The 23,054-nt window shown below is 63.6% G+C and carries 20 protein-coding genes; 6 read left to right on the plus strand and 14 right to left on the minus strand.

Features of this window, described 5'->3' with window-relative positions; translation table 11 throughout:
- The coding region (locus QCE49_RS00210; protein WP_309805613.1) for a solute carrier family 23 protein at window positions 1-746 on the plus strand (746 nt) is incomplete at its 5' end.
- A gap of 185 nt (window positions 747-931) precedes the next feature.
- On the opposite strand, the gene QCE49_RS00215 is transcribed toward QCE49_RS00210, so the two are convergent.
- The 3 genes from QCE49_RS00215 to QCE49_RS00225 all read right to left on the minus strand — a co-directional run bounded on the left by QCE49_RS00215 (window position 932) and on the right by QCE49_RS00225 (window position 4,401).
- On the minus strand, window positions 932-1,498 hold the full coding sequence (locus tag QCE49_RS00215; protein ID WP_250456653.1) for a hypothetical protein: 567 nt from the start codon (window positions 1,496-1,498) through the stop codon (window positions 932-934).
- A gap of 172 nt (window positions 1,499-1,670) precedes the next feature.
- Window positions 1,671-2,270: a contractile injection system protein, VgrG/Pvc8 family gene (locus tag QCE49_RS00220; RefSeq protein WP_250456652.1), complete on the minus strand. Its 600-nt coding sequence runs from the start codon at window positions 2,268-2,270 to the stop codon at window positions 1,671-1,673.
- 481 nt (window positions 2,271-2,751) lie between these two features.
- Window positions 2,752-4,401 carry a Na+/H+ antiporter gene (locus QCE49_RS00225; RefSeq protein WP_250433399.1) on the minus strand — a complete coding sequence of 550 codons (1,650 nt, stop codon included), beginning with the start codon at window positions 4,399-4,401 and terminating at the stop codon, window positions 2,752-2,754.
- 344 nt (window positions 4,402-4,745) lie between these two features.
- Here QCE49_RS00225 and QCE49_RS00230 point away from each other — a divergent pair, with 344 nt between their 5' ends.
- Window positions 4,746-6,062 carry an EAL domain-containing protein gene (locus tag QCE49_RS00230; protein WP_008351986.1) on the plus strand — a complete coding sequence of 439 codons (1,317 nt, stop codon included), beginning with the start codon at window positions 4,746-4,748 and terminating at the stop codon, window positions 6,060-6,062.
- Here QCE49_RS00230 and QCE49_RS00235 read toward each other — a convergent pair whose 3' ends face one another.
- Window positions 6,063-9,629: an indolepyruvate ferredoxin oxidoreductase family protein gene (locus QCE49_RS00235; RefSeq protein ID WP_250456651.1), complete on the minus strand. Its 3,567-nt coding sequence runs from the start codon at window positions 9,627-9,629 to the stop codon at window positions 6,063-6,065. It lies immediately after the preceding gene.
- 234 nt (window positions 9,630-9,863) lie between these two features.
- On the opposite strand from QCE49_RS00235, the gene QCE49_RS00240 reads away from it, so the two are divergent.
- Window positions 9,864-10,514, plus strand: coding sequence for a glutathione S-transferase family protein (locus tag QCE49_RS00240; RefSeq protein WP_008351977.1), 651 nt, complete (start codon window positions 9,864-9,866; stop codon window positions 10,512-10,514).
- On the opposite strand, the gene QCE49_RS00245 is transcribed toward QCE49_RS00240, so the two are convergent.
- The 9 genes from QCE49_RS00245 to QCE49_RS00285 form a co-directional block, all read right to left on the minus strand.
- A complete protein-coding gene (locus tag QCE49_RS00245) occupies window positions 10,511-10,756 on the minus strand; it encodes a hypothetical protein (RefSeq protein ID WP_008351976.1) in 246 nt (81 codons plus the stop codon). The genes QCE49_RS00240 and QCE49_RS00245 overlap by 4 nt on opposite strands.
- A 30-nt stretch (window positions 10,757-10,786) precedes the next feature.
- On the minus strand, window positions 10,787-11,008 hold the full coding sequence (locus QCE49_RS00250; protein ID WP_008351974.1) for a hypothetical protein: 222 nt from the start codon (window positions 11,006-11,008) through the stop codon (window positions 10,787-10,789).
- Between the two features lie 65 nt (window positions 11,009-11,073).
- On the minus strand, window positions 11,074-11,985 hold the full coding sequence (locus QCE49_RS00255) for a carbohydrate kinase (RefSeq protein WP_008351973.1): 912 nt from the start codon (window positions 11,983-11,985) through the stop codon (window positions 11,074-11,076).
- A 5-nt stretch (window positions 11,986-11,990) separates the two neighbouring features.
- Window positions 11,991-13,244, minus strand: coding sequence for an AGE family epimerase/isomerase (locus QCE49_RS00260; RefSeq protein ID WP_250456650.1), 1,254 nt, complete (start codon window positions 13,242-13,244; stop codon window positions 11,991-11,993).
- Window positions 13,241-14,260 carry a LacI family DNA-binding transcriptional regulator gene (locus QCE49_RS00265; RefSeq protein WP_008351968.1) on the minus strand — a complete coding sequence of 340 codons (1,020 nt, stop codon included), beginning with the start codon at window positions 14,258-14,260 and terminating at the stop codon, window positions 13,241-13,243. The genes QCE49_RS00260 and QCE49_RS00265 overlap by 4 nt, the downstream gene beginning before the upstream one ends.
- Window positions 14,261-14,463: 203 nt before the next feature.
- The gene (locus QCE49_RS00270; protein WP_034470354.1) at window positions 14,464-15,075 is read right to left on the minus strand and encodes a bifunctional 2-polyprenyl-6-hydroxyphenol methylase/3-demethylubiquinol 3-O-methyltransferase UbiG; all 612 of its coding nucleotides are present in this window, start codon (window positions 15,073-15,075) and stop codon (window positions 14,464-14,466) included.
- Window positions 15,072-15,863: a PIG-L deacetylase family protein gene (locus tag QCE49_RS00275; RefSeq protein ID WP_008351964.1), complete on the minus strand. Its 792-nt coding sequence runs from the start codon at window positions 15,861-15,863 to the stop codon at window positions 15,072-15,074. The genes QCE49_RS00270 and QCE49_RS00275 overlap by 4 nt, the downstream gene beginning before the upstream one ends.
- Window positions 15,851-16,888, minus strand: a complete 1,038-nt coding sequence (locus QCE49_RS00280) for an acyl-CoA dehydrogenase (RefSeq protein ID WP_250456649.1) — start codon at window positions 16,886-16,888, stop codon at window positions 15,851-15,853. Before QCE49_RS00280 ends, QCE49_RS00275 begins: the two co-directional genes overlap by 13 nt.
- A gap of 320 nt (window positions 16,889-17,208) precedes the next feature.
- Window positions 17,209-18,228: a bile acid:sodium symporter family protein gene (locus QCE49_RS00285; RefSeq protein ID WP_309805620.1), complete on the minus strand. Its 1,020-nt coding sequence runs from the start codon at window positions 18,226-18,228 to the stop codon at window positions 17,209-17,211.
- A gap of 513 nt (window positions 18,229-18,741) precedes the next feature.
- Here QCE49_RS00285 and QCE49_RS00290 point away from each other — a divergent pair.
- Both QCE49_RS00290 and QCE49_RS00295 read left to right on the plus strand, forming a co-directional pair.
- Window positions 18,742-19,110, plus strand: coding sequence for a hypothetical protein (locus QCE49_RS00290; protein ID WP_250456647.1), 369 nt, complete (start codon window positions 18,742-18,744; stop codon window positions 19,108-19,110).
- Window positions 19,111-19,618: 508 nt separating this feature from the next.
- The gene (locus QCE49_RS00295) at window positions 19,619-20,728 is read left to right on the plus strand and encodes a porin (protein ID WP_008351956.1); all 1,110 of its coding nucleotides are present in this window, start codon (window positions 19,619-19,621) and stop codon (window positions 20,726-20,728) included.
- Between the two features lie 68 nt (window positions 20,729-20,796).
- Here QCE49_RS00295 and QCE49_RS00300 read toward each other — a convergent pair whose 3' ends face one another.
- Window positions 20,797-21,759 (minus strand): nitronate monooxygenase family protein, encoded by a 963-nt coding sequence (locus QCE49_RS00300; protein ID WP_008351955.1) that lies wholly within the window; start codon window positions 21,757-21,759, stop codon window positions 20,797-20,799.
- Window positions 21,760-22,018: 259 nt separating this feature from the next.
- On the opposite strand from QCE49_RS00300, the gene QCE49_RS00305 reads away from it, so the two are divergent.
- Window positions 22,019-22,909 (plus strand): alpha/beta fold hydrolase, encoded by an 891-nt coding sequence (locus QCE49_RS00305; protein WP_250456646.1) that lies wholly within the window; start codon window positions 22,019-22,021, stop codon window positions 22,907-22,909.
- Window positions 22,910-23,054: the final 145 nt, after the last annotated feature.

Raw genomic sequence — 23,054 nt, forward strand, 5'->3', positions numbered from 1 at the left:
GTCTGACGATTTTCACGAGCATCACGCTCGCGCTGTCCCTCGCGTTCATGGCCGCCGCCGGCATGGTGTTCGGCGCGGTGCTGACCAACGGCATGGGCATGGGCAAGCCGATCGACTTTTCGATCGTCGCGAACGCTGCGTGGTTCGGCATGCCGCACTTCACCGCGCCTGTCTTCGAAGCCCCGGCGATGACGCTGATCGCGCCGGTCGCGATCATTCTCGTCGCGGAGAATCTCGGGCACATCAAGGCTGTCGGCGCGATGACCGGCAAGAGTCTCGACAAGTACATCGGACGCGCGTTCATCGGCGACGGGCTGGCGACGATTGCATCGGGCTTTGCCGGGGGCACCGGTGTGACGACGTATGCCGAGAACATCGGCGTGATGGCCGTCACGAAGATCTATTCGACGCTCGTGTTCGTGATCGCGGCGCTGTTCGCGATCGTGCTCGGGTTTTCGCCGAAGTTCGGCGCGCTGATTCAGACGATTCCGGGGCCGGTGCTCGGCGGTGTGTCGATCGTCGTGTTCGGGCTTATCGCGGTGACGGGCGCGCGCATTTGGGTCGTCAACAAGGTGAATTTTTCGGATAACCGGAATCTGATCGTTGCGGCGGTGACGCTCGTGCTCGGGACCGGGGATTTCACGCTGAAGCTCGGGGGTTTCGCGCTCGGTGGCATCGGGACGGCTACGTTCGGCGCTATCATCTTTTATGCGCTGTTGCGGCGGCGGGGGGCGGGGGTGGTTTGAGGGTCTTTGCCGCTCGGTTTCAATTTCTTGGGTTTGAGAACATTGCGCTCGTACGGGGCGGCATCGGTGGATGACGTCCCTCAAACCGCGCAAGCGCGTCCGTCGCAGACGCGCTGGCTCAGCGATCGACGCGCCACAGCGCGCGTCGCCACCTCAGCCGATCCATCCGCTTCTCCTGATCGATTTCATCCCCCCGAACGCGCTCGCTCGTAGAACTCCTGAGTCACTGTGCGCCGCTTGAAGATCTGCGCAGCGGGCTGAACTATCAACAGAAAGACTACCCCGGCGGCCGCGATACCCCAAAACCAGCCAGGGCCGAACTCGCCCGATTCGCCTAGGATCAGCAGCAACACGGTCAGGCAAACGAAGCCGTATGAAGTCGACATTTGAATCAGGCTCAGGTTCGGCTCGACGGCGCGCGCGATCGGTGCATAGTCCTTGCCGATCAAATTCAGCCGGACACCCTCGGCGGCAGGCGTGACTACGACCTGCGGACCTTGCCCGTACTGCATCAATTCAGCCGCGAGTGCTTGCATCAGCAGCGGGCTGGCCGGTCCCGGAAGGCCGATTGCATGATCGAGGTCGAGCAAGGTCAATTCCGGCTCGCTGTCCTTCACCGCTGCGCGCATCACGTGCCCGTCGGGTTTGGACAGACCGCTTATCCACATGTGCTTCAGGCGCTTGACCGGTGTCGGCTCCGCAGCGACAAGCGTCTTGATGGCGTCAGGTATGTCGTCTGTTGTCGTGGGCATCGAGCGAAAGAGCCGCGCCTTGGGCTTGAGCTTCTTCTCGTGAAGCAGATTCCATGAAGCGAACAGCAGCGCGACGGCCGCTTCCGTGCAAGGTGCCGCGCCTTCCTCCTGAAGCTGACACGCGAGCAGAAGGCACAGGTCCGGCGTTCTCTTGCGCCGGTCATGGTCGTAGTCATAGCGGACGGACTTCCTCGCAGACGAACCAGATGCCGGTGCGTTCGCACATCCGCTTGAGGAATGCCAGATCGGACTCTTGCCACTGCGTGACGATGCGCCGCTTTTGATACGTCCGATACAGTTTCATTTCCACGCGCGCCCAAATCTTGTTGAAGCCGTGCTCCTGCAAGATTTGTTGCATGATTTCAGGCTCGCTCTTGTCGAAGAAGAAGCGAACTTTCGGCGTGTTTCGCAGAAGCGCGAGCCGCGATTCCAATACGACTTCGTAGACGCTTTGGTTCTTCGAGGTCGAAAGTTTGGAGAAGCCCGTCACGACGCCGTATTTGTGACGTGGCGGTTCGGGTCTGAGTCGTCGCGGCGGCTGAATAAGCAACGAGCCGCGTTTGCCAAGATAATCACGCTGAGACAGCTCATGCGAGGTATGCGTGAACTGGATTGTGTAGCGGCTCTCGCGTCCGATCGCTTCTTCGCCCTCGATACTGAAAACATCGGCAGTGGCCGAACTCGGTACACTGCGCATCTCCAGAAAATAAGGTTGATGCTGTCCTCGAAAGGCCTGGTCACGCCGTTCAAAGTATTCCTCTCTTCGATTCAAGTATTCCTCCTTCGTGGCTGAACGCACGTAACCGGCATAAAAAAAACCGCCGTTGGCGAGTCAGAAGCAGTACTTAACTTCGGAGCGTCGTTGATCCAGACGATGACGTACGCGAGAAGCCGCGCTTTCCTAGTCCGAAGTTGCCATTGTTTCCGATCAGACTCGTTAGCCTTACGAAGGGTAGCGCAAGCCGCTTGATATGTGTGTCCAATTCTTGACGCACCGCCCTTGCGAAGATCAATCGCCCGCGCCGGACGAGAGAATCAGATTGTTCTTGCGCGCTCAGGCGAGGCGAGACAGTCGCAAGGGAAAGCGAAACTCGCTTTAGCGTCTCGCGCGATGCGAAATTTTTGCTCAGCGTTAGTCGTATCTATTCGGGAATTCGCATGGCCCATGTAAGGAAGATAGAAAAATTCCTGCTTTGCGCCGCACAGAAACGAGGCCAATAAAAATGAAGATCGCGACAAGAAGCCCCAAACCCCTACGCCCCCGCCCCCCGCTTCCGATTCACAATAGCAGTCTCCGAAAGATCCACCTCCCGCATCAGCTTATTGAGCGTTTCATCGTTGATATGCTGCAACGAGCGCAGCTTCAGCAATTCCGCTCGCTCGGCCCGCAACGCCGCCATCTTCAACCGCGTCTCCACCATTTCGCTCTTCTTCGCGGCCTTGCGCGACGCTTCTTCGTCGCCGAGCGATTCCAGCCGTCTGCGATACATGCTCATCACGCGCGCGGTCGAATCGGCGCAACGCGCGGACGCGGCTTCGTCCATCTGTTCGATGAGCTCATCATGCGTATCGTCGATCGCGCGAATCGCGGCCTGCGCCGCGCGGCGACGCGCCATGCGCTCCTCCACCGCATGCGGATTCTTCTCGCGCTCGATGCCGCGCAGCATCAGCGGCAAGCCGACGACGGCGATCAGGAGCGACGCCAGAATCACCGCCGACGCGATGAAAATCGCCAGATCGCGCCCGGCGAGCGTCACGGGCAGCGACAGCACGCCCGCCAGCGTCACGGCACCGCGCACGCCGCCGATCGTCGTCAGCGCCAGCGTGCGAAAACCGGGCGCGGCGCTGTCGAGGCCCTGCTTCGCCGTACGGCGCGCGGCGACCCAGCGCAGCGAATACACCCACACGAAACGCAACGCATAAAGCGCGATCAGCGTCGCGAACACATAGCCGATCAACAGCCCCACCTGCGCGTTGCCGTCGTGATGCGCCTCGATCAGCGCCTGCCCGATGATGTGCGGAAACTGCAGCCCGAGCAGGATGAACACCATGCCGTTGAAGACGAATTCGATCATCGTCCAGGTGCTCGTCATGCGCACGCGCACCGCGCTCGGAATGCCTTCGCGCAAGCTCTGGATGTTCATCATCATGCCCGCCGACACCGCCGCCAGAATGCCCGAGCAGCCAACGTGCTCGGCCATCACGTACGACGCGAACGGAATCAGGATCGTGAGGATGACGCCCGCGGCGGGATCGTCGTCGTCGGAGAATTTCAGCAGGCGCGACGGAATCTCGGTGACGGCCCAACTGATCGCCGCGCCGATCGCCAGCCCGCCCGCCGCGATGATGAAAAAGCTGACCGTCGCGTCGCGCAGCGAGAACACGCCCGTCAGCGCGGCCGCGATCGCGAACTTGAGCGCGACGAGGCCCGACGCGTCGTTCATCAGCGCCTCGCCTTCGAGAACGTGCATCAGGTTCGCGGGAATCCGGTTGCGCCCGGCGATGCCCGTCAGCGCGACGGCATCGGTCGGCGAAAGCACGGCGGCGAGCGCGAACGCGATGGGCAGCGGCATCGACGGAATCATCGCGTGCAGGAAATAGCCGAGCACGCCGACGGTGATGAACACGAGCCCGAGCGCAAGCATCAGGATCGCGCGGCGCTGCATGTACAGCTCGCGCTTCGGTATGCGCCAGCCGTCCGCGAACAGCAGCGGCGGAATGAAGAGCAGCATGAAAAGTTCAGGATCGAACGTGACGTGCAGCGCGAAGCCCGGCCACGCGAGGCACGCGCCGATCGCGATCTGGATGAGCGGCAGCGGCAGCTTGATCGGAAGCAGGCTCAGTCCGAATCCCGAAAGCGCGACAGCCAGCAGAAGAATGAGAACGGTAAAAACGATTTCCATGTGTGCGCTACTGCACCAGACGCACGAACGGCTGTGCGCGCGGCGTCTAGCATTGTTTCGATGAGCGCAAAGTTTAGCGTTTGCTCGCGATGCGGGCAGCGGACGCGCCGCCGGCTTTCGCACCGCGACGGTGCGCGTGCACCTGAAATCGCCTGCTGACGGTGCACGCGGGACGCAAAACACCGGCTGCGCGCAGCGCGCTCTGCGCATGGAGCTTGCTTTACCGAAAGCCACGGGACAGAGAGACTCCCGGCGAGATCACCGAGGGCAGTTCTTATGACAATGGTATGGGGCATCACGCAGCCGAGTGCGTTTCGCCACGGCGTTCAGGCGAGGGCATCGGCATGATGATCGCAAATCCCGAGAAGACGACGGTTTCCGCGCGCAGCTTCGAGCTAGGCGTGACATCGGGCTTCGATCGCTATTCGGTCGAACACGGCGAGTTGACGTTATCGAGCGTCTTTCAGCCGGTGTTCAGTCTGTCGCACATGCGCGCCGTCGGATACGAGGGCTTGCTGCGCGCGCACGATGCGCTCGATCGCCCGGTGTCGCCGCTCGATGTGTTCGGGCAGGCATCGCGCGTCGGCGAGGCGTTGCAGATCGACCGGCTCGCGCAGGCGCTGCATCTGGAAAACTTCAGGATGCTCGGCGCGAAGGACGAATGGCTCTTTCTCAACGTGCATCCGGGCGCGCTGACCGAGCCGTATCACGCCGCCGCGCTGCTCGCGAATTTGAAGCGCCTGAATCTGGAGCCACGCCGCGTCGTGCTGGAAGTGCTCGAGCAAAGCGCCGAGGATATCGAGCGGCTCGCGCTCGCGGTGCAGCAGTTCCGCGACCACGGCTTTCTCATCGCGCTCGACGATTTCGGCGCGGGGCATACGAACATCGAACGGATCTGGCAGCTCGATCCGGACATCGTCAAACTCGATCGCGTCATGCTTTCGCACGCCGGCCACAACGTTCACGCGCCGCTGTCCGCTCGCTCGCTCAAGCAGCGGCAGAACATGGAGGCGGTGCTGTCGGGCATCGTGTCGTTGCTGCATCAGGCGGGCAAGCTCGTGCTGATCGAAGGCGTCGAGACCGAGCACGAGGCGCAACTCGCGCTCGCGAGCGGCGCGGATTTCGTGCAGGGCTTTTTCTTCGCGCGGCCGCATCCGGGTCTCGCGGACAGCGCGCACGCGCAAAACGTGATCGGCGAGCTGACCGAGCGTTACCGACTGCAGACCGAAGCGCGCGAACGGCGCGTCGCGACGAGGCTTCAGCCGTATATCCGCGCGTTCGAGCGCGCGGCCGAGCGGCTCGCGGCGGGGGAGCCGCTCGAAGAAGTGTGCTGGAATTTCCTCGCGCTCGATAACGCCGCGCGCTGTTTTCTGCTCGATCAGAACGGCAAGCAGGCCGGCCGCAACGTCGTGCTGCGCGCCGACCGCGCCGCGCACGAAGCGCGCTTTCTGCCGCTCATCGATGCGCAGGGCGCGAACTGGCTGCGCCGTCCGTACTTCCGCGCGGCCCTCGGCGATCCCGAGCGCGTGCACGTGACGAAGCCGTATCTGTCGATCAACGAAGCGATGCCCTGCGTCACGCTCTCCGTGGAGACGCGCGCGCAGGGCAAGCGCTGCGTGCTGTGCGGCGATATCGACTGGCTGCCCGACGATATCGACTGATTACTTCGCCACGACGACCGGAATCCCCTTCAGCGATGCCGCGCCCTTCATCGAATCGATGGAGGCGCGCACCGCGTCGCCCGTCGCCGCTTCGATGCCGATGCGCGCCGCGATGTCGCGTTCGCTGCGCTTGACCATCGCGACGTTCGCGAGCTTGACGTGTCCGTAGCCGCGCACTTTCTCGAACAGCGCGGCGAGGGCTTGCACGTCCTTCGCGTTGTCGGCGTTCAGGCGGGACAAGGCGCGCGTCATGGTGATCTCGAAGTCGTCGGCGAGCTGACGCTCCATGCGGCGTTCGAGCGTCCGTCCGAAGACGTCGAGCGCGGTGCCTCGCAGCGCGCGAAACTTCGCGAGACCGCCGAGCACCGGCCACATCCACTGGCCGAACACTTTCTTCTTCGGCGCGCCGTGTGACAGAACCGGCGGCGCGAAGTTGAACTTCACCGCGTAATCCGAGCCTGCCGTGCCTTCGAACTGCGCGCCGAGCGCGGCGCGGAACGCCGGGTCCGCGTGCAGGCGCGCGACTTCGTATTCGTCCTTCACGGCGAGCAGCTTGTAGAACGAAATCGCGATGGCGCGCTTCACGTCCTCATTCGCCGATGCCTTCGCGAGCAGCGACCGATAGCGCCCGACGAACTTCTTGCCGCCATACGCGAGCAAGCGCGCTTCGCGATCGCCGATGAGTTCCGCGAGCGGCATATCCGCCATGACGATGCGCTTCTGCTGGGTCGATGCGGTCAGCGATTCGAGCGCTTTCATGTCGTGCGCGGCGAGACGGCCGATCGAAAACGCCAGCTTGTTCGCCGCGACCGCGACGTTGTTCAGTTCGAGCGCGCGCATCAACGCTGCGAGCGACAGCGGCACGAGGCCGAGCTGCCACGCGAAGCCGAGCATCAGAATGTTCGCGCCGATGGTGTCGCCGAGAAAACGCTGGGCGAGCGCTTGCGCGTCGCAACTGCGCATCGCGTCGTGCGCGGCGGGGCCGGCGGCGTGACGCATCTTGTCGAGCAGCGCATCCGCGTGAAGATTCGCTTCGGGGTTCTGCACGAAGCTCGCGTTCGGAATCGCGTGTGTGTTCACGACGATCTTCGTGCGATCGTGCCGCACCGTCTGCAGCGCTTCCGGGCTCGCGCCGACGACCATGTCGCACGCGAGCAGCAAGTCCGCCTGTTGCGTGTCGATGCGTACCTGATTGAGCAGCGCATCGGTCGCGGCGAAGCGCACGAACGACAGCACCGAGCCGCCTTTCTGCGCGAAGCCCATGAAATCGAGCACCGACGCGCTCTTGCCTTCGAGATGCGCCGCCATGCTGATGAGCGCGCCGACCGTCACGACGCCCGTGCCGCCGACGCCCGTCACGAGGATGTCGTACGGCGCGTTATCGAGCTGGCCTTGCGGCAGCGGCAAGGCATCGACGCGGCGCGCGAGTTCGGCGGGATCGAACGCGTGGCCTTCGGCCTTCTTGAGCTTCGCGCCTTCGACCGTGACAAAGCTCGGGCAGAAGCCGTTCACGCACGAATAATCCTTGTTGCACGACGACTGATCGATGCGGCGCTTGCGTCCCAGTTCCGTTTCCACAGGCTCGACCGACAGGCAATTCGATTGCACGCCGCAATCGCCGCAGCCTTCGCAGACGGCTTCGTTGATGAAAAGCCGCTTGTCCGGATCGGGAAACTCGCCTTTCTTGCGGCGGCGGCGCTTTTCGGCGGCGCACGTCTGATCGTAGATGAGCACGGTGACGCCCGGCGTGTCGCGCAGACGGCGCTGCACGTCGTCGAGCTCGCCGCGATGATGAAACGTCGTGCCGCGCGGAAACTGATCTTCGTGACCGATGTATTTCTCCGGCTCGTCGCTCACGACGACGAGCAGCGCGATGCCTTCCGCTTCCACTTGACGCGCGATCTGCGGCACGGAAATGCTGCCGTCGACGGGCTGGCCGCCCGTCATCGCGACGGCGTCGTTATAGAGAATCTTGTACGTGATGTTCGCCTTCGCGGCCACGGCCTGGCGAATCGCGAGAATGCCGGAATGAAAGTACGTGCCGTCGCCGAGATTCTGAAAGACGTGCGGCGTTTTCGTGAACATCGAGTGCGACGCCCAGTCGACGCCTTCGCCGCCCATCTGGATGAGACCGGTCGTGTCGCGCTCCATCCACGACGCCATGAAGTGACAGCCGATGCCCGCCTGCGCGACCGAGCCTTCCGGCACTTTCGTCGAGGTGTTGTGCGGGCAGCCCGAGCAGAAATAGGGCGTGCGCTTCACGGCATCGGCGACATTCGACAGGATTTGCGGCGCGACCAGATCGACCACTTTGTCGCGGCGATCGAGCGCCGGCTTGTGACGCGCGAGCCAGTCCGCGAACACCGGCAACACGCGCGACGGACGCAATTCGCCGAGCGCGGAAAGCAGTTGCGCGCCGTCGCGAGCGTTCTTGCCGATGACGATCGGCCGCGCGCCGTCGACGCGGTTATACAGATGATCCTTGATCTGCTGCTCGATGACCGGGCCCTTCTCCTCGATGACGAGCACTTCGCTCAGACCTTCGACGAAGGTCTCGAGCCGCGTCGTTTCGAGCGGATACGACAGCCCGACCTTGTAGATCCGCACGCCCGCGCGGTCGAGATCGTCGACGGTGAGATCGAGGCGGCGCAGCGCTTCCATCAGATCGAGGTGCGCCTTGCCGCACGTCACGATGCCGACGTTCGCACGCGGGCTCGGCGCGATCCACTTGTCGATGCTGTTCGTGCGCGCGAAGTGGCGCACGGCCTCGATCTTCGCGGCGAGACGCGCTTCGATCGTGAGGCTCGGCAGATCGGGCCAGCGGTTGTGCAGGCCGCCCGCCGGCGGCGTGAAATCTTGCGGCGCTTGCCAGTCGAGCCTGAGCGCATCGAGATCGACGGTCGAGCCGGATTCGACCGTCTCCGAAATCGCCTTGAAGCCGATCCACGCGCCCGAAAAGCGCGACAGCGCCCAGCCGTAGATGCCGAACTCCAGCATGTCAGCGACGTTCGACGGATTCACCACCGGCATGTGCCAGGAGATCATCGTCTGATCGCTCTGATGCGGCATCGACGACGACACGCAGCCGTGGTCATCGCCCGCGACGACGAGCACGCCGCCGTGCGGTGACGAGCCGTACGCGTTGCCGTGCTTGAGCGCATCGCCTGCTCGATCGACGCCCGGGCCTTTGCCGTACCACATCGCGAACACGCCATCGACGGTGCGTTCCGCGTCCGATTCCACGCGCTGCGTGCCGAGCACGGCCGTGCCGCCGAGTTCCTCGTTGATCGCGGGCAAGAAGCGCACATCGTGCGACGCGAGCAGTTTCTTCGCTTTCCACAATTGCTGATCGACCATGCCGAGCGGCGAGCCGCGATATCCGCTGATGAAGCCAGCGGTGTTCAGGCCGGCGGCGCGGTCGAGTTCGCGCTGCATCAAAACGAGACGCACGAGCGCCTGCGTGCCGGTGAGGAAGATCCGGCCTTTCGTGGCGGAGAGGTTGTCGCCGAGTTGATAGTCCGACAGCGCGGGAGGAAAAAAGGCATCGGCGGGGACGCGCGCGTTCATGAGATCTCCGTGTCTTGTAGGTATGCGAGGCAATGCGACATTCTTTGCCGACAAAAGCGGAATGTTTTTGCTTACTCGCAGCGAATACCGTCGCGCCGAGAAACATCGGGCTGATTTTCGAGATACGCGAGAGAAATTTCCTCGATCTGTCCGTGCTTCGCGTAAACCCGGATCGGGCGTCGGCGCGCGAAGGGGCTAACCTGAATGCCTCGACAGCCAACCCGATTGCAGCCGATGAAGCTCTTTTACTGGCCGAAGACGCGCGCCTTTCGCGCGCTGTGGATGCTCGAAGAAATGCGCGTGCCGTATCAACTGGAGTTCGTGAACATCCGAGCCGGCGCGCAGAACGATCCGAACTTCTGCCGCGTCAATCCGATGTCGAAGCTGCCCGCGCTGGAAGACGGCAGCGTGCGCGTGGCCGAATCGGGCGCGGTGCTGCTGTATCTGGCGGATCGCTATCCGGAAACGACGCTCGGCGTGCCGCTGCACGATCCGTCGCGCGGGCGCTTTCTGCAGTGGATGTTTTTCACCGGTTCGTGTCTCGAACCCGCGATGGCCGAACGCGTGACCGGCGCGCAAGGCAACACGGTGAGTTTCGGATGGGGCGATCTCGCGCGCGTCGAGCACGCGATCGAAAACGCGCTGGAAGAGGGGCCGTGGCTGCTCGGCGAGCAATTCACCGCCGCGGACATTCTCGCGGCGAGCACGCTGCAGATCGCGTTCAAGGCGAAGCTGATCGAGCCGCAGGGCGTGCTTTTCGATTACGTCGAACGCGCGCTCGGGCGCGAGGGCTACGAGCGCGCGTCAGCGATCGATCATCGCGAGGCCGAGCGGCTGGCGCTGAACAGCCACGCGGGCGTCGTGCATTCGTCGAGCGAGAGTTAGGGAAACGCGCGCGGCTTGGGAATGCCCGCGCCGGCTTCGATATCCGACACCGCGCGCCGATGCGCCAGCTCGACGGCTTCGGCGCGATCGGCGAGACCGTCGTCGCCGCCGACGGTCGTCCACGTCTGCACCGCCTTGTCGTGATGACGGATCTCGTACTCCGCGTCCCAGCGCGAGCCCTGCAGCTCGACCGGCCTCACGTGGATGGCGTAGACGCCATAAAGGAAGATCTGCTCCGGCATGTTGTCCTCCGATGCGGCCATGCAGCGTGGCTACAACTCGATTTCCCCGAGGATGCGGTGCGCGAGCGCGCGCGCTTCGTTGAGCGCTTCTTCTTCGTTGCCCGACGCGGCTTCCACTTCGTAGAGCGTCGCTTCGGTATCTTCGCCGTCGTCGCGTGCGAGCGAGACGAGGCCCTGGTACTGACCGCCGTCGATGGCGCGCACGCCGATCGTCGCGGTGTAGATGCCTTTCGTGTAGGTGGTGTCTTCCATGATGGATTCGCCTCCAGGCAAGGACGAATCCATGCTAGCACGCTGATATGTAACGCGTGCGACGCTTATTTCAGCAACGCCTCGACCTCATCCAGCGACGGCGAATGCGCGCCCGAATGACGGCACGCCGCCGCGCCCGCCGCGAGCGCGAACTTCAGATGTTCGGGCCATTCGCCGTGACGCGCCATCAAGCTATAGAGCAATCCGCCGATGGACGCATCGCCCGCGCCGACCGTATCGGCCACTTCGACGCTCGGCGGACGCGCGCTGTATTGCTCGTCGCCGGCATAGAGCGTGGCTTCCGACGAGCCGCGCGTGACGAGCACGGTGGCTTGGCGGTTCATCGCGCGGATTTTCGCGAGCGCGTCGGCTTCGGGCATGCCTTTGAACAGCATGTGCAGATCTTCGTCGGACACCTTGATCAGATCGGCGAGGCCCGCCATGTTGCGCAGGATCGGCTCGTAGCCGTGCTCCATCAAATTGCGATAGTTCGGATCGAAGCTGATCTTCACGCCGTGTTCGCGCAACTGACGGGCGAGCGCGGCAAGCGTCGCGCCGAGCGGCTGACGCACGAGGCTGATGCAGCCGAAATGCGCCCACTTCACGCGCTCCATCCAGCCTTGCGGCAGCCGCGACGGATCGAACGCGAGATCGGCGCCGTTCTCGCCCATGAAGTAGTACGTGGGCGGCTGCGTCTTGTGGACGATCGCGAGCAAGGGCGGACGCTCGACGCGCTGCATGAAGCGCATGTCGAGGCCCGAAGCGACGCTCGCGTCCCACAGATCGTCGGAGAAATTGTCCGTGCCGAGCGAGCCGGCGCAGGCCGTCGGCAGGCCGAGCCGCGCGACCGCGCGCGCGACGTTCCAGCCCGCGCCGCCCGGACGCGAAAGCCAGCTCGACACGTCCGTGCGGATCATGTCGGTGAGGATGTCGCCCGCGGAAACGAATTGCGGAAAAGTGGTTTGCTCGCTTGCCATGCTTGTCACCGTTGAGTCGAAGTCGGGGCCAGCGCGTTCAGCACTTCGTAGCACGCGCCCATCGTGTGGTAGTCGGTCTTGCCGGCGGGACTTTTCTCGTCGCCGTACTTGCGGTTGTCGCACGTCAGAATGCGATACCACGCGCCGTATTCGTGATCGACGAAGCGCTCCCAGCTATAGCGCCAGAGTTCGTCATAGCAATCCCAGAAACGCTCGCGTCCCGTGCGCGCGCCGAGCAGCGCCGCCGCCGCGAAGCCTTCGGCCTGCACCCAGAAATACTTGTCGTGGTCGCAGATGGTGTCGTCCGGGCCGAAGCCGTAGTAGAGGCCGCCGTGACGGCTGTCCCACGCGCGGTTGAAGCCGGCGTCGAACAGTTCGACGGCGCGCGCCGAGAGCCACGGCAGCGCGCGATGCCGCTCCAGAATCAGCAGCAGCTTCGCCCATTCGATCTGATGACCCGGCTGAAAACCCCACGGACGGAAGATGTTCGAACTGTCCGATTCGTTGTAATGCCAGTCGACCGACCAGTCGCGATGAAAATGCTCCCACACCATGCCGTGCGACAGCTTCGCCTGCCGCAGCGTGATGTTGCCCGCGATCTTTTCCGCGCGATCCAGATAGATGACGTGACCCGTCGCCTCGTAAGCCGCGAGCAGCGCCTCGGTCGCGTGCATGTTCGCGTTCTGCCCGCGATAGTCCGAAAGCCGCCAGTCGGGCGTGGCTTCGTCGGCGTAGAGGCCGGCGTCGGCGTCCCAGAAACGCTTTTCCATCAGCGCGAAGGTTTCGTCGATCATCGGCCTGGCTTCGTCGATGCCCGCCATCGCCGCGTGCGCGCATGCGAGCAGCACGAACGCCGTGCCGTAGCAGTGGCGCGTGCCGTCGAGCGTGCGCTTCTGGCCGTCGTGCCACTCGATTTCCCAGTCGTAACCTTCGTTCGCGGCGTCCCAGTGGGCGTCGCGCAGGAATCTGAACGCGTGATGCGCGTCGTCCCGATAGCGCGCGTCGCCGAAGTGGCGGAAGGCCATCGCGTAGTTGAAGACGAAGCGCGTGCTGCTGACGAGATGGCGCGTCGTGCGGTTATAGACGCTGCCGTCGTCCTTGAAGAAATGAAAGAAACCGCCGGACGGATCGCGCGCGTTCGGCGCGTAGAACGCGAGCGTGTCGCGTACGTGGGAGAGCAGGAAGTCGCGGCTGCGGAAATCGATCGCGCGTTCTGCTGGCGCCGGTTCCGCGAGGGCAGGTGAGGCGGTCATGTTCATGGCGTGCTGATGTCCTGTTTCGTGCCCGAGCTCGCGCGAGGAACGAAATTGACGGCGACGAGCGTGTCGGCCTGGCTCGGCGGGCTCGATTGATCTTCCAACAGCAATTCGACACCGCGGCGCCCGAGCGCTTCCTTGTCGACGGTCACGGTCGAGAGCGGCGGCGTGCTTTGGGCGGCGGCCGGAATGTCGTCGAAACCGACGAACGCGATGTCGTCCGGCACGCGCAAGCCGTGCGCGAGACAGACGCGCATCGCGGCGAGGGCCGCTGCATCGTTATAGGCGAAAACGGCGTCGGGCAGGGGACCGGATTGCGCGCGGGCTTCCGCGATGAGGCGTTCCATCGCGTCGGCGGCGGCCTGATCGGCGGTCAGACCCGGCTGCGTCATGACCTCGAGCGTCGGATCGAAAAGCTGGCCGGCATCGAAATATGCTTTCCGATAGCCGAGCGCGCGTTGCGCGATGCTGTAATGCGCGAGCGATCCGCCGATGAACGCGATGCGCCGCCGCCCTTGCGCGAACAGATGCTGCATCGCGAGCGACGCGCCGGTCACATTGTCGATGTTGACGGAGCGGAATCCCGGCGCGCGCAGGTCGATCAGCACGGTGGGCCGCGCGAGCGAATGCAGATGCGCGAGCAGTTCCGGCTCGACGAAACCCGCGACCGCGATGGCGTCCGGCGCGTGCAGGCGCATCTGCTGCGCGAGATCGTGCGTCGGACCGGCCGTGAGCACGGATGGCACGAGCCGCCGCTCGCGGCACGCTTCCTCGAAGCCGTTCAGCACATGGGAAAAGAAAGGGCTGACGGCGAAATTGTTGTGCTGCCGATGCAGCAGAAAGGTCACGCGACGAATGCGCGTGCGCAACTGAGCCGAATCGTAGCCGAGTTGCTGCGCCACTTCGACGACGCGCACGCGCGTCGCCTCGGACAAGCCTGGTTGATTCTTAAGCGCGCGCGAAACCGTCCCGATCGAGACGCTTGCCGCGCGCGCGACATCGCGAATGGTGGTGGCCATCGTGGTGTTCTCTGTCTCCGCTTTTCTCGGCTGTTTTCCGCTCAGGCGCGATGTTGCGCGCGCTCGGCCGGTTCACTTGTTCGAGGCGATTGTATAGTAAAAAGCCTCGAACCTAGCGTCAGCGAAGATTGGAGAAAACCAGTAGGCCGTTGTTATATATGCGATTCCTAGCGAGTTATTTGTTTAGTAAAAATACGGAAACATTACGCCGCGGCTTCGCGGTCGTGAACCGAGCGCTTGTCGGGCGTCCATACGTCGAGGATCAGATCGTCGTCCCAATAGTGGCTTAGCAGCGGCAGACTCATGCGGCCGCGCAGCTTTGCGTGGACTTCGTCGCCGTTCTGAAGCCAGCCTTCGATCGGCCGACGCCAGTGACACGCGACGACCGCGCCGTCATGCGACAAGCTTTGATGTATGTGCTCGACGATGTGCCATAGCTGCGGCTCGTCGAGGTAATAGCCGATCTCGCTGATCACGACGAGATCGAACTTGCCGGTGGGCCAGCAGTCGGGCAGCAGCATCTGCCGGACATCGACGTTCCGATATTCCGCGACGCGTTGCCGCGTGAGCGCGACGGCGTCCTCGGCGATGTCGGTTGCGATCAGTTCGTCGCAGCGTGGCGCGAGCAGCGCCGTCAGTTCGCCGTTGCCGCAGCCTGGCTCGAATGCGCGCGCATAGCGTTCGTGCGGAAGCGAGGCGAGCAGGAGCGCGCGTTTGCGCCGTTCATACCATCGATGCCTGATTTTCCAGGGATCGTCGTTATCTCGATAAAGAGTATCGAAGTACTGCTTAGTATTGTTGTTGGTGTTGTTCATATGAGTACGACTTCGAAAGGCCGTGTAAGCCTTGCCAGCACATGCTCGGGCAGCACTGGCGCTTGTCCGGTGGTGGCGTCGGGGTCGAGCTGGCTCCGAAAAGCCTGCACGGCCCGAAGCTTCCGGGCATGCGTGGCGCCGTCGAGCACGATGCGGCGAGCACGGCTCCATGGCACGCGCGTATCGTCCGGCGACGCCCAGTGCCAGGTCCAGAGCGGCACCTCCACACAAGGCAGATCGAGCGCTTGTGCCGCGGACTGAACGGCGCGCCCGGCCGCCTCGTGGTCGGGGTGACCATCATAGCGCCATGTCGTGAAAACTATGTCGCCCGGTTGAAGGTACTCCGACAGGCATCCTGACAAACTCGATTCGATCTGGTCAGGATCGCCGTCCTGGAGCCCGAGCCGGACTACCTGGACCTGACGCAGATGCAGCCGTTGCAGCGCAGCCCTCGTTTCCTGCGGACGTACGCGTGCAAGACGTTCCGGCGGCCATTCGGATGACTTCGGGTGACTTGCCGTGCCGTCTGTTGCGGCGATGATGAGAATGTGCCGGCTGATCTCCGAGAGTCGAGCGAGCAGGCCGCCGGTGCCGAGGATTTCATCGTCGGGGTGTGGCGCAACGACGACGGCCCGGCTGCCGAGCGGCACCAGTTCCGCCGGATCGACTTCGGGCAGCGCATTCAGACGCGCCCATCCCTGCCATGCGGCTTCGGGCGTGCCTTCGCCGCGTATGGCGCGGTCAGTGGCCTTTTCGTCGGTAGGCGCTTGCGTGGTCACACTTGCCATGAAATCCTTTCCTCCTCTATGACGTGCTCGGCGAGCGATGCTTCGTCACGCTCGGCGTGGCTTTGTCGAATGAAAACCGGCAGATCGGCCATCAACTGCGCGAAGTGCGCGTCGCGGCAGAGCGGGCCGGCGCCCAGCGCGCGGCCCGCGCGCTCCACGACCAGCGTTGCCACATGTTCGGCCGCGAGGCGCGCACGCATCGTCGGCACCATGGCGTCGGCCTGCGGCTCGCGGTCGATGAACGCCGCCGTCTCGCGCAACAACGCGGCCGTCGCGGATAGCGCCGTATCGATCGCACCGACATGCGCGAGCTTGTACGGCCCCGCGCGATGCTTTGTATCGCGCGCGACGAACGCTGCAATGCCCGATGCCGCGCCGAACCAGCACGCGGCAATGCCCGCGCCGCCCTGCCAGAAACCAGGGCGCTCGAGATAACCACGCGGCGGACCGACCAACTGCGCGCGTACTCGCTCGAAGCGCACGTCGACGCTCGCGCTCGCCTCCATGCCGACCGCTTGCCAGCCGGAACCGGTGACTTTCACGCCGTTCTGCCGCAGATCGACGGCGGCGAGAACCGGTTCGTCGCGCTCGTTCCACGCGGTTACGAGCGCATGCGTGACCGATGCCGCTCCGGAGCACCATGCCTTCGTGCCGTCCAGCGCGACGATCTGTGAGCCGGCGTCACCCAGCGCCAACAAGCGCGCACTCGGCGGTTCGGCTGCCCAGACGGCCCACGCGCTGCCGTCGTCGGGTGGCGGGCCGCCCAGTTCGGCGAGGATGGCGAGCGCGTCCGTGTGGCCTTCGTAGAGCTTGACCAAAGAGAGGTCGAAGGCTGCGACCGCGCCCAACGCGCGCCAGCGCTCAGCCGTGTTTCCCCGGCCCGGCAAGGGAAGGCGATCGAGACCCGCGCCGATCAGCGCATGAAGCGCGCGGCCTGTTTCTTCGGCGTTGCCGCGTTGAAACGGCAACTTGCCGAGAAAGTCGCGCAAGGCGGAGGCCGTCGCATGCTGTTCGACGCAGTTCATCGGTCCATCCGCTGTTTAAGTTTGATGCGTTGTGTCCACATGGCGCGCCGTGTCCGTTTCTGCCCGGTTTGAACAAGAGTGTGGCAAGGGACATGCCCGAGCACCATTCAGCCGAAAGACGTAGGCCAAAGTGCCGGACGCGCGGCAACGCGTTCCGACGAATCGATGTGAAAAGTCAGGCTTTCTGGCTTATGCCGCTTGGCTGAATGGTCGCTTGAGCGTGGCCGGGTTCAAATGACGCAAAAGGCCGCACGCGGCGGCCTTCTGGAAGGGGATCGAATATGGCGAACCAGCGGGCGCCGTTCGCGGACGGGCGTGAATCAGCGGCGGGCGGGCGCTCCGACGGCCTTGTTCTCGCGCGCGGCTTCGGGCGCAGTCTTGCGTGCGCCCCAGCGCTGCGCGAGCACCGCGCACACCATCAATTGAATCTGGTGGAAAAGCATGAGCGGAAGCACGACCGCACCGACCGCGTGCGACGCGAAAATCACCTTCGCCATCGGAATGCCGGAGGCGAGACTCTTCTTCGAACCGCAGAAGATGATCGTGATCTGGTCGGCGCGCGAGAAGCCGAGGCGCTTGGCCGTGAACGCCGTGATGAACAGCGCCGCCGCCAGCAACAGGATATTGACCGCGAGCAGCCCCGCGAGCGTCCCGAGCGAAATCGAATGCCAGATGCCTTCGTTCACGGCTTCGCTGAACGCGACGTACACGACGAGCAGAATCGAGCCCTGATCGACGAACTTGAGCATCGCGCGATGCCTGTCGATCCACTTGCCGATGGCCGGCCGCAGCAGTTGCCCGGCAATGAACGGCACGAGCAGTTGCAGCGTGATGTTGCCGACGGTGTGCCACGGCGAGCCGGTCGTCGCGCCGTGATTGCTCACGACGATCCCGACGAGCGCCGGCGTGATGAAAATGCCGAGCAGGCTCGACGCGGACGCGCTGCACACGGCGGCCGGCACGTTGCCCTTTGCGATCGACGTGAACGCAATCGACGACTGCACCGTGGACGGCAGCGTGCACAGAAACAGGATGCCGGTGTAGAGCGCCGGCGTCACGAGCGGCGTCAGCACCGGTTTGAGCGCGAGCCCGAGCAGTGGAAAGAGCGCGAAGGTGCTGAGCAGCACGACGAGATGCAGCCGCCAGTGCGTCGCGCCGGCGATGATCGCCTCGCGGGAAAGCTTCGCGCCATGCAGGAAGAACAAGAGGCCGATGGCGATATCGGTGATCCAGTTGAATGCGACCGCCGCGCCGCCGCGGCAGGGCAGACAGCTCGCGCCGATGACGGTGCCGACGCGCGCCAGCGTGAAGTTGTCGGGAAGAAGTTTGGGCCGTGCCATCAAAGAGTCTCGTACTTGGACACGCCGGCCGCTGGGCGGGGCGTTTTTTGCGTCAAGTCAGGAAAAACCATGATTTTCGCTCGCACCCGATTAAATTGGCAAATTCATTTACTGGATCGATTGATGACACGTCCACATGAAACGACCTGTGCACGAGGCAGGCCGAATGAGCGCTACAGCAAAACTCGGGCCGCGCGCGAGCCAATTTCGCGGCTTTCAGATTCTTTTGTCCAGCACATTTGTTCTTCATATGTTTGGTCGTCCGAAATGCTCGGCGGCAGCGAAAAACTCTGACGTAACATGGTGTTACAACCATCGAGCGGGCCTAACACTTTTTGGCTCGACTGCTTTCGCGGCGCGAAATAAATTGTTGAATACACCGGTTGGCGGGTTTATGCATCGCTCGATGCAAGGCCCCGAATGTTCCGACTGCCGCCGGTTGTCCGCCTGAAGCGAAAGTCTCCGCTTTCCATTCACGGACGGAAATATCGGTCGGACGCAGGCTGTTTCGACATGGCGCTCACAGGCATTCGCAACACTACCCGGCTTTTCGCATCCGCAGCGCTTGGCGCGCTCGCGGTGGCGGGTTCGCTCGCGCTTGCCGGGCCGCGCGTCGAGTGGCTGCCGTCGACAGTCCTCACCGATTCCGGCGCCAGCAGGCAATCGCTGCATTACACGCCGGTCGCCGCCAAAGACGGCTTGACGCCCGTTAGCGCCGAAGTGCGTCCGGGCCCGCGGGGCGATCAGACGGTGCCGCTGCGTGGCGCGGGCTCGATTCGCGCCGACATCACGCGCTACAACGAAGAGCGCAGCCTGCCGCGCCCCCCCGGCCGTCCGGCCGACGACGGTCGCGCGCCGACGAACGCGAGCTACCGCAACTGAACGCTCCGCAGTCTTCCTAAGCTGACCTCCGTTTCGCCGCGTTCACCGCGCGGAGCGCAAAACTGTTTGCCCGTCTAGCTTCGCTGTCACGATGACGTAATCTCGCCACAGTTGCGCATCGAATTTCCCTCAGACGTTCCGCTCTTTTTTCCGCGCAAGGACAATGCGGCCTGCGCGGGAAAATGTCCGAAATTCTTAATTTCAAACGCCTTTCGACGCTTGGAGAGGCGCGCCGGTACTCGCTGCGCATCTCGCCGGTTGTCGATCCGGCCATCGCGAGCCTGAGGCAAAGCGTCCCTTCCTGCGCGCGGGCGGGGCGGGAAGTATTCGAACCGCTATACCCGCAATAACCAAAAACATTTTTGACCGGAAAAATGGTCCGTAAAGATGGTGCCGCTCCACACGCGATGCCTCTTCGCCCACTAAACCGTTATGCCGGTCAGACGAGGCGAGCGCAACGCAACTCGCCCGCAAAGATTTCAATTTTCGACAAAGAACAGGAGAGTTCATGAAGTCAACCGTCAACCGTGCAATGACTACGGTGAAAACAACGGTCAAGGCCACCGCGGTCGCCGCAGCGATGTTCGGCCTCTTCGCCGCGGGCACGGCGCACGCGCAATCGAGCGTTTCGCTATATGGACAGGTCGACGAATGGGTCGGCGCGCAGAAATTTCCCGGCGGCGATCGCGCCTGGAACGTGAGCGGCGGCGGCATGTCGACGTCGTACTGGGGCTTGAAGGGCGCCGAGGATCTCGGCGGCGGCTACAAGGCCATCTTCACGTTGGAGAGCTTCTTCCGCGCGCAGAACGGTCAGTACGGACGCTTCCAGGGCGACACCTTCTTCGCGCGCAACTCATACGTCGGCATTCAAGGTCCGATCGGCACGTTCACCGCGGGCCGCCTGACGACGCAACTCTTCGTCTCGACGATCCTGTTCAACCCGTTCGTCGATTCGTACGTCTTCTCGCCGATGGTCTATCACGTGTTCCTCGGCGCGGGCACATTCCCGACGTACCGCACGGATCAGGGCGTGATCGGCGATTCGGGCTGGAACAACTCGGTCCAGTACACGTCGCCTGACTTCAACGGTCTGTCGGGCAGCGTGATGTACAGCTTCGGCAACACCGCCGGCGACGGCCGCTCGAAGAAGTACAGCGCGCAGTTCCTGTACTTCCACGGTCCGTTCGCGGCGACGGGCGTCTATCAGTACGTGAACTTCAACAACACCCCGGGCGATCTGACGTCGGTGGACGGCTTCGCTTCGCCGGGCTACAAGAGCCAGAGCGTCGGCCAGTTGGGCGCGTCGTACGACATGAAGTACGTCAAGTTCTTCGCGCAGTACATGTACACGAAGAACGACTACGAAGGCCCCGGCACGTTCCACGTCAACACCGGACAAGGCGGTGTGACGGTTCCGCTCGGCCCGGGCACGGTGATGGCGTCGTATGCGTACTCGCGCAGCAACGGCGGTCTCGATCAGACGCACAAGAGCTGGGCGCTCGGCTACGACTATCCGCTGTCGAAGCGCACCGACGTCTACGCCGCGTACCTGAACGACAAGTACACGGGTATGTCGACGGGCGATACCTTCGGCGTCGGTCTCCGCGCGAAGTTCTAAAGCGTTTCGCATCGAACGAAAACACCGCGCTCAAGGGCGCGGTGTTTTGCTTTCTGCGGCACAAAAAATCAGCCGATCGCGAGGCGCGCCTTCGCGTCGTCGTATTCGCGCTTCAGACGCTCGACCAGTTCCGCGACGCTCGGCACGTCCTCCATCAGCCCGACGCCCTGGCCCGCGCCCCAGATTTCCTTCCACGCCTTCGCCTTGCTCGTGCCTTCGGCGAAGTTCATCGCGTTCTTGTCGGAGACGGGCAGCGCATCGGGATCGAGTCCCGCATTGACGATGCTCTCGCGGATGTAGTTGCCATGCACGCCCGTGAAGAGATTCGTGTAGATGATGTCGGCGGCGGTTGCATCGACGATCGCGCGCTTGTATTCCTCGAGCGCGTGCGCTTCCTTCGTCGCGATGAAGCGCGTGCCCATGTAGGCGAGGTCCGCGCCCATCGCTTGCGCCGCGAGGATCGAGCCGCCATTGGCGATCGCGCCCGACAGCACGATCGGGCCGTCGAACATGCGCCGCACTTCGCCGACGAGCGCGAACGGCGACGTCGTCCCCGCGTGACCGCCCGCGCCCGCCGCGACGAGAATGAGGCCGTCGACGCCCGCTTCGAGCGCTTTCTGCGCGTGCCGCAAGTTGATGACGTCGTGCAGCACGATGCCGCCGTACGAATGCACGGCGTCGATCATCTCCTTGACCGGCGCGCGCAGGCTCGTGATGAAGATCGGCACCTCATGCTCGACGCACACGCGCACGTCCTGTTCGAGCCGCGCATTCGACTGATGAACGATCTGATTGACCGCGATCGGCCCGATCACGGCATCGGGATTCGCGGCCTTGTGCGCGGCGAGCTCGCTTTGAATCTGCGTGAGCCATTCGTCGAGCAGTTCGGCGGGACGCGCGTTCAACGCCGGAAAAGAGCCGACGATGCCCGCCTTGCATTGCGCAAGCACGAGCTCGGGATAACTGACGATGAACATCGGCGAGCCGACGACGGGCAAGCTGAGGTGCTGCAAGATGGCGGGCAGAGCCATGGCACGAATCTCCTGAGTGTGTCCGAGCAGCGTTAAACCATTCTAGAGAACTGGCGCGCGATCCGGCACGCACGATCATTTTCCGGAAGGCACGCGTGGCCAGCGAACGATCGTTCGATTATATGCACGACATCGCCGCGGAAACATCCGCCATTTCCCGAAGAAGTATTCGGTTTCGGCGTTTCCACGCTCCCCACGGCATCGGCGACTGCGCGAGCGCGCCTACAATGGTCCGCAACGCCACGAACAAGAAAACACAATGTCGTTCAAAGACTACGAGCCGTTTCGCGTCGATGCGGGCGGCGTCGAGATCGCCGGGATGAAAGGCGGCGACGGGCCGCCGCTCTTGCTCCTGCACGGACATCCGCAAACGCACGAGATCTGGCACAAGTGCGCCGGCGAGCTTGCGAAGCACTTCACGGTGATCGCCAGCGATCTGCGCGGCTACGGCGCGTCGGGAAAGCCGGAAAGCGACACGCATCACACGCCTTATTCGAAACGTGCGATGGCCGGCGATCAGGTCGCGGTCATGCGTCACTTCGGCTTCGAACAGTTTCTTGTCTGCGCGCACGATCGCGGCGCGCGGGTCGCGCATCGCATGGCGATGGATTTCCCCGACGCCGTCGATCGTCTGATGCTGCTCGACATCGCGCCGACGCTCGCGATGTACGACGCTACCGACCGCGAATTCGCGACTGCAAACTTCCACTGGTTCATGCTGATCCAGCCGTCGCCGCTGCCGGAATTGCTGATCGGCGGCAACCCGGACGCATATATCGATCGGCTATTGGGCAGTGGCCAAGCGGGATTTGCGCCCTTCGCGCCGCATGCGTTGCAGGCGTATCGCGACGCGTTTGCCGCGCCGGGTGCGATCTTCGCGACGTGCGAGGACTATCGCGCGTCGGCGGGCATCGACCTCGAACACGAACGCGCCGATCTCGAACGCGGCATGAAGATCGCCTGTCCGCTGCGCGTGCTGTGGGGCGAGCAAGGCGTCATCGGACGGCGCTTCGACGCGCTCGACGAATGGCGGCGCGTCGCACGCGACGTGAGCGGCCGCGCGCTGCCGTGCGGGCACTACATTCCCGAGGAACAGCCCGACATGCTGCTCGCGGAAATGCTCGCGTTCTTCGAGGCAGATGCGCCCTGAAACCCGCGCCGGCATTGGGCTTTACGTGAATTCAGGTGTCGTTACAATTTTGTAGGGAAAGCACCGATGCACGTGAAATAGTGTCGCGATACGATACTTGGGACGTTGATCACGTCCATATGATTCTGCCGCTTGCCGTAGCTGA

Source organism: Caballeronia sp. LZ008, assembly GCF_031451435.1.
Taxonomy (GTDB): Bacteria; Pseudomonadota; Gammaproteobacteria; order Burkholderiales; family Burkholderiaceae; genus Caballeronia; species Caballeronia zhejiangensis.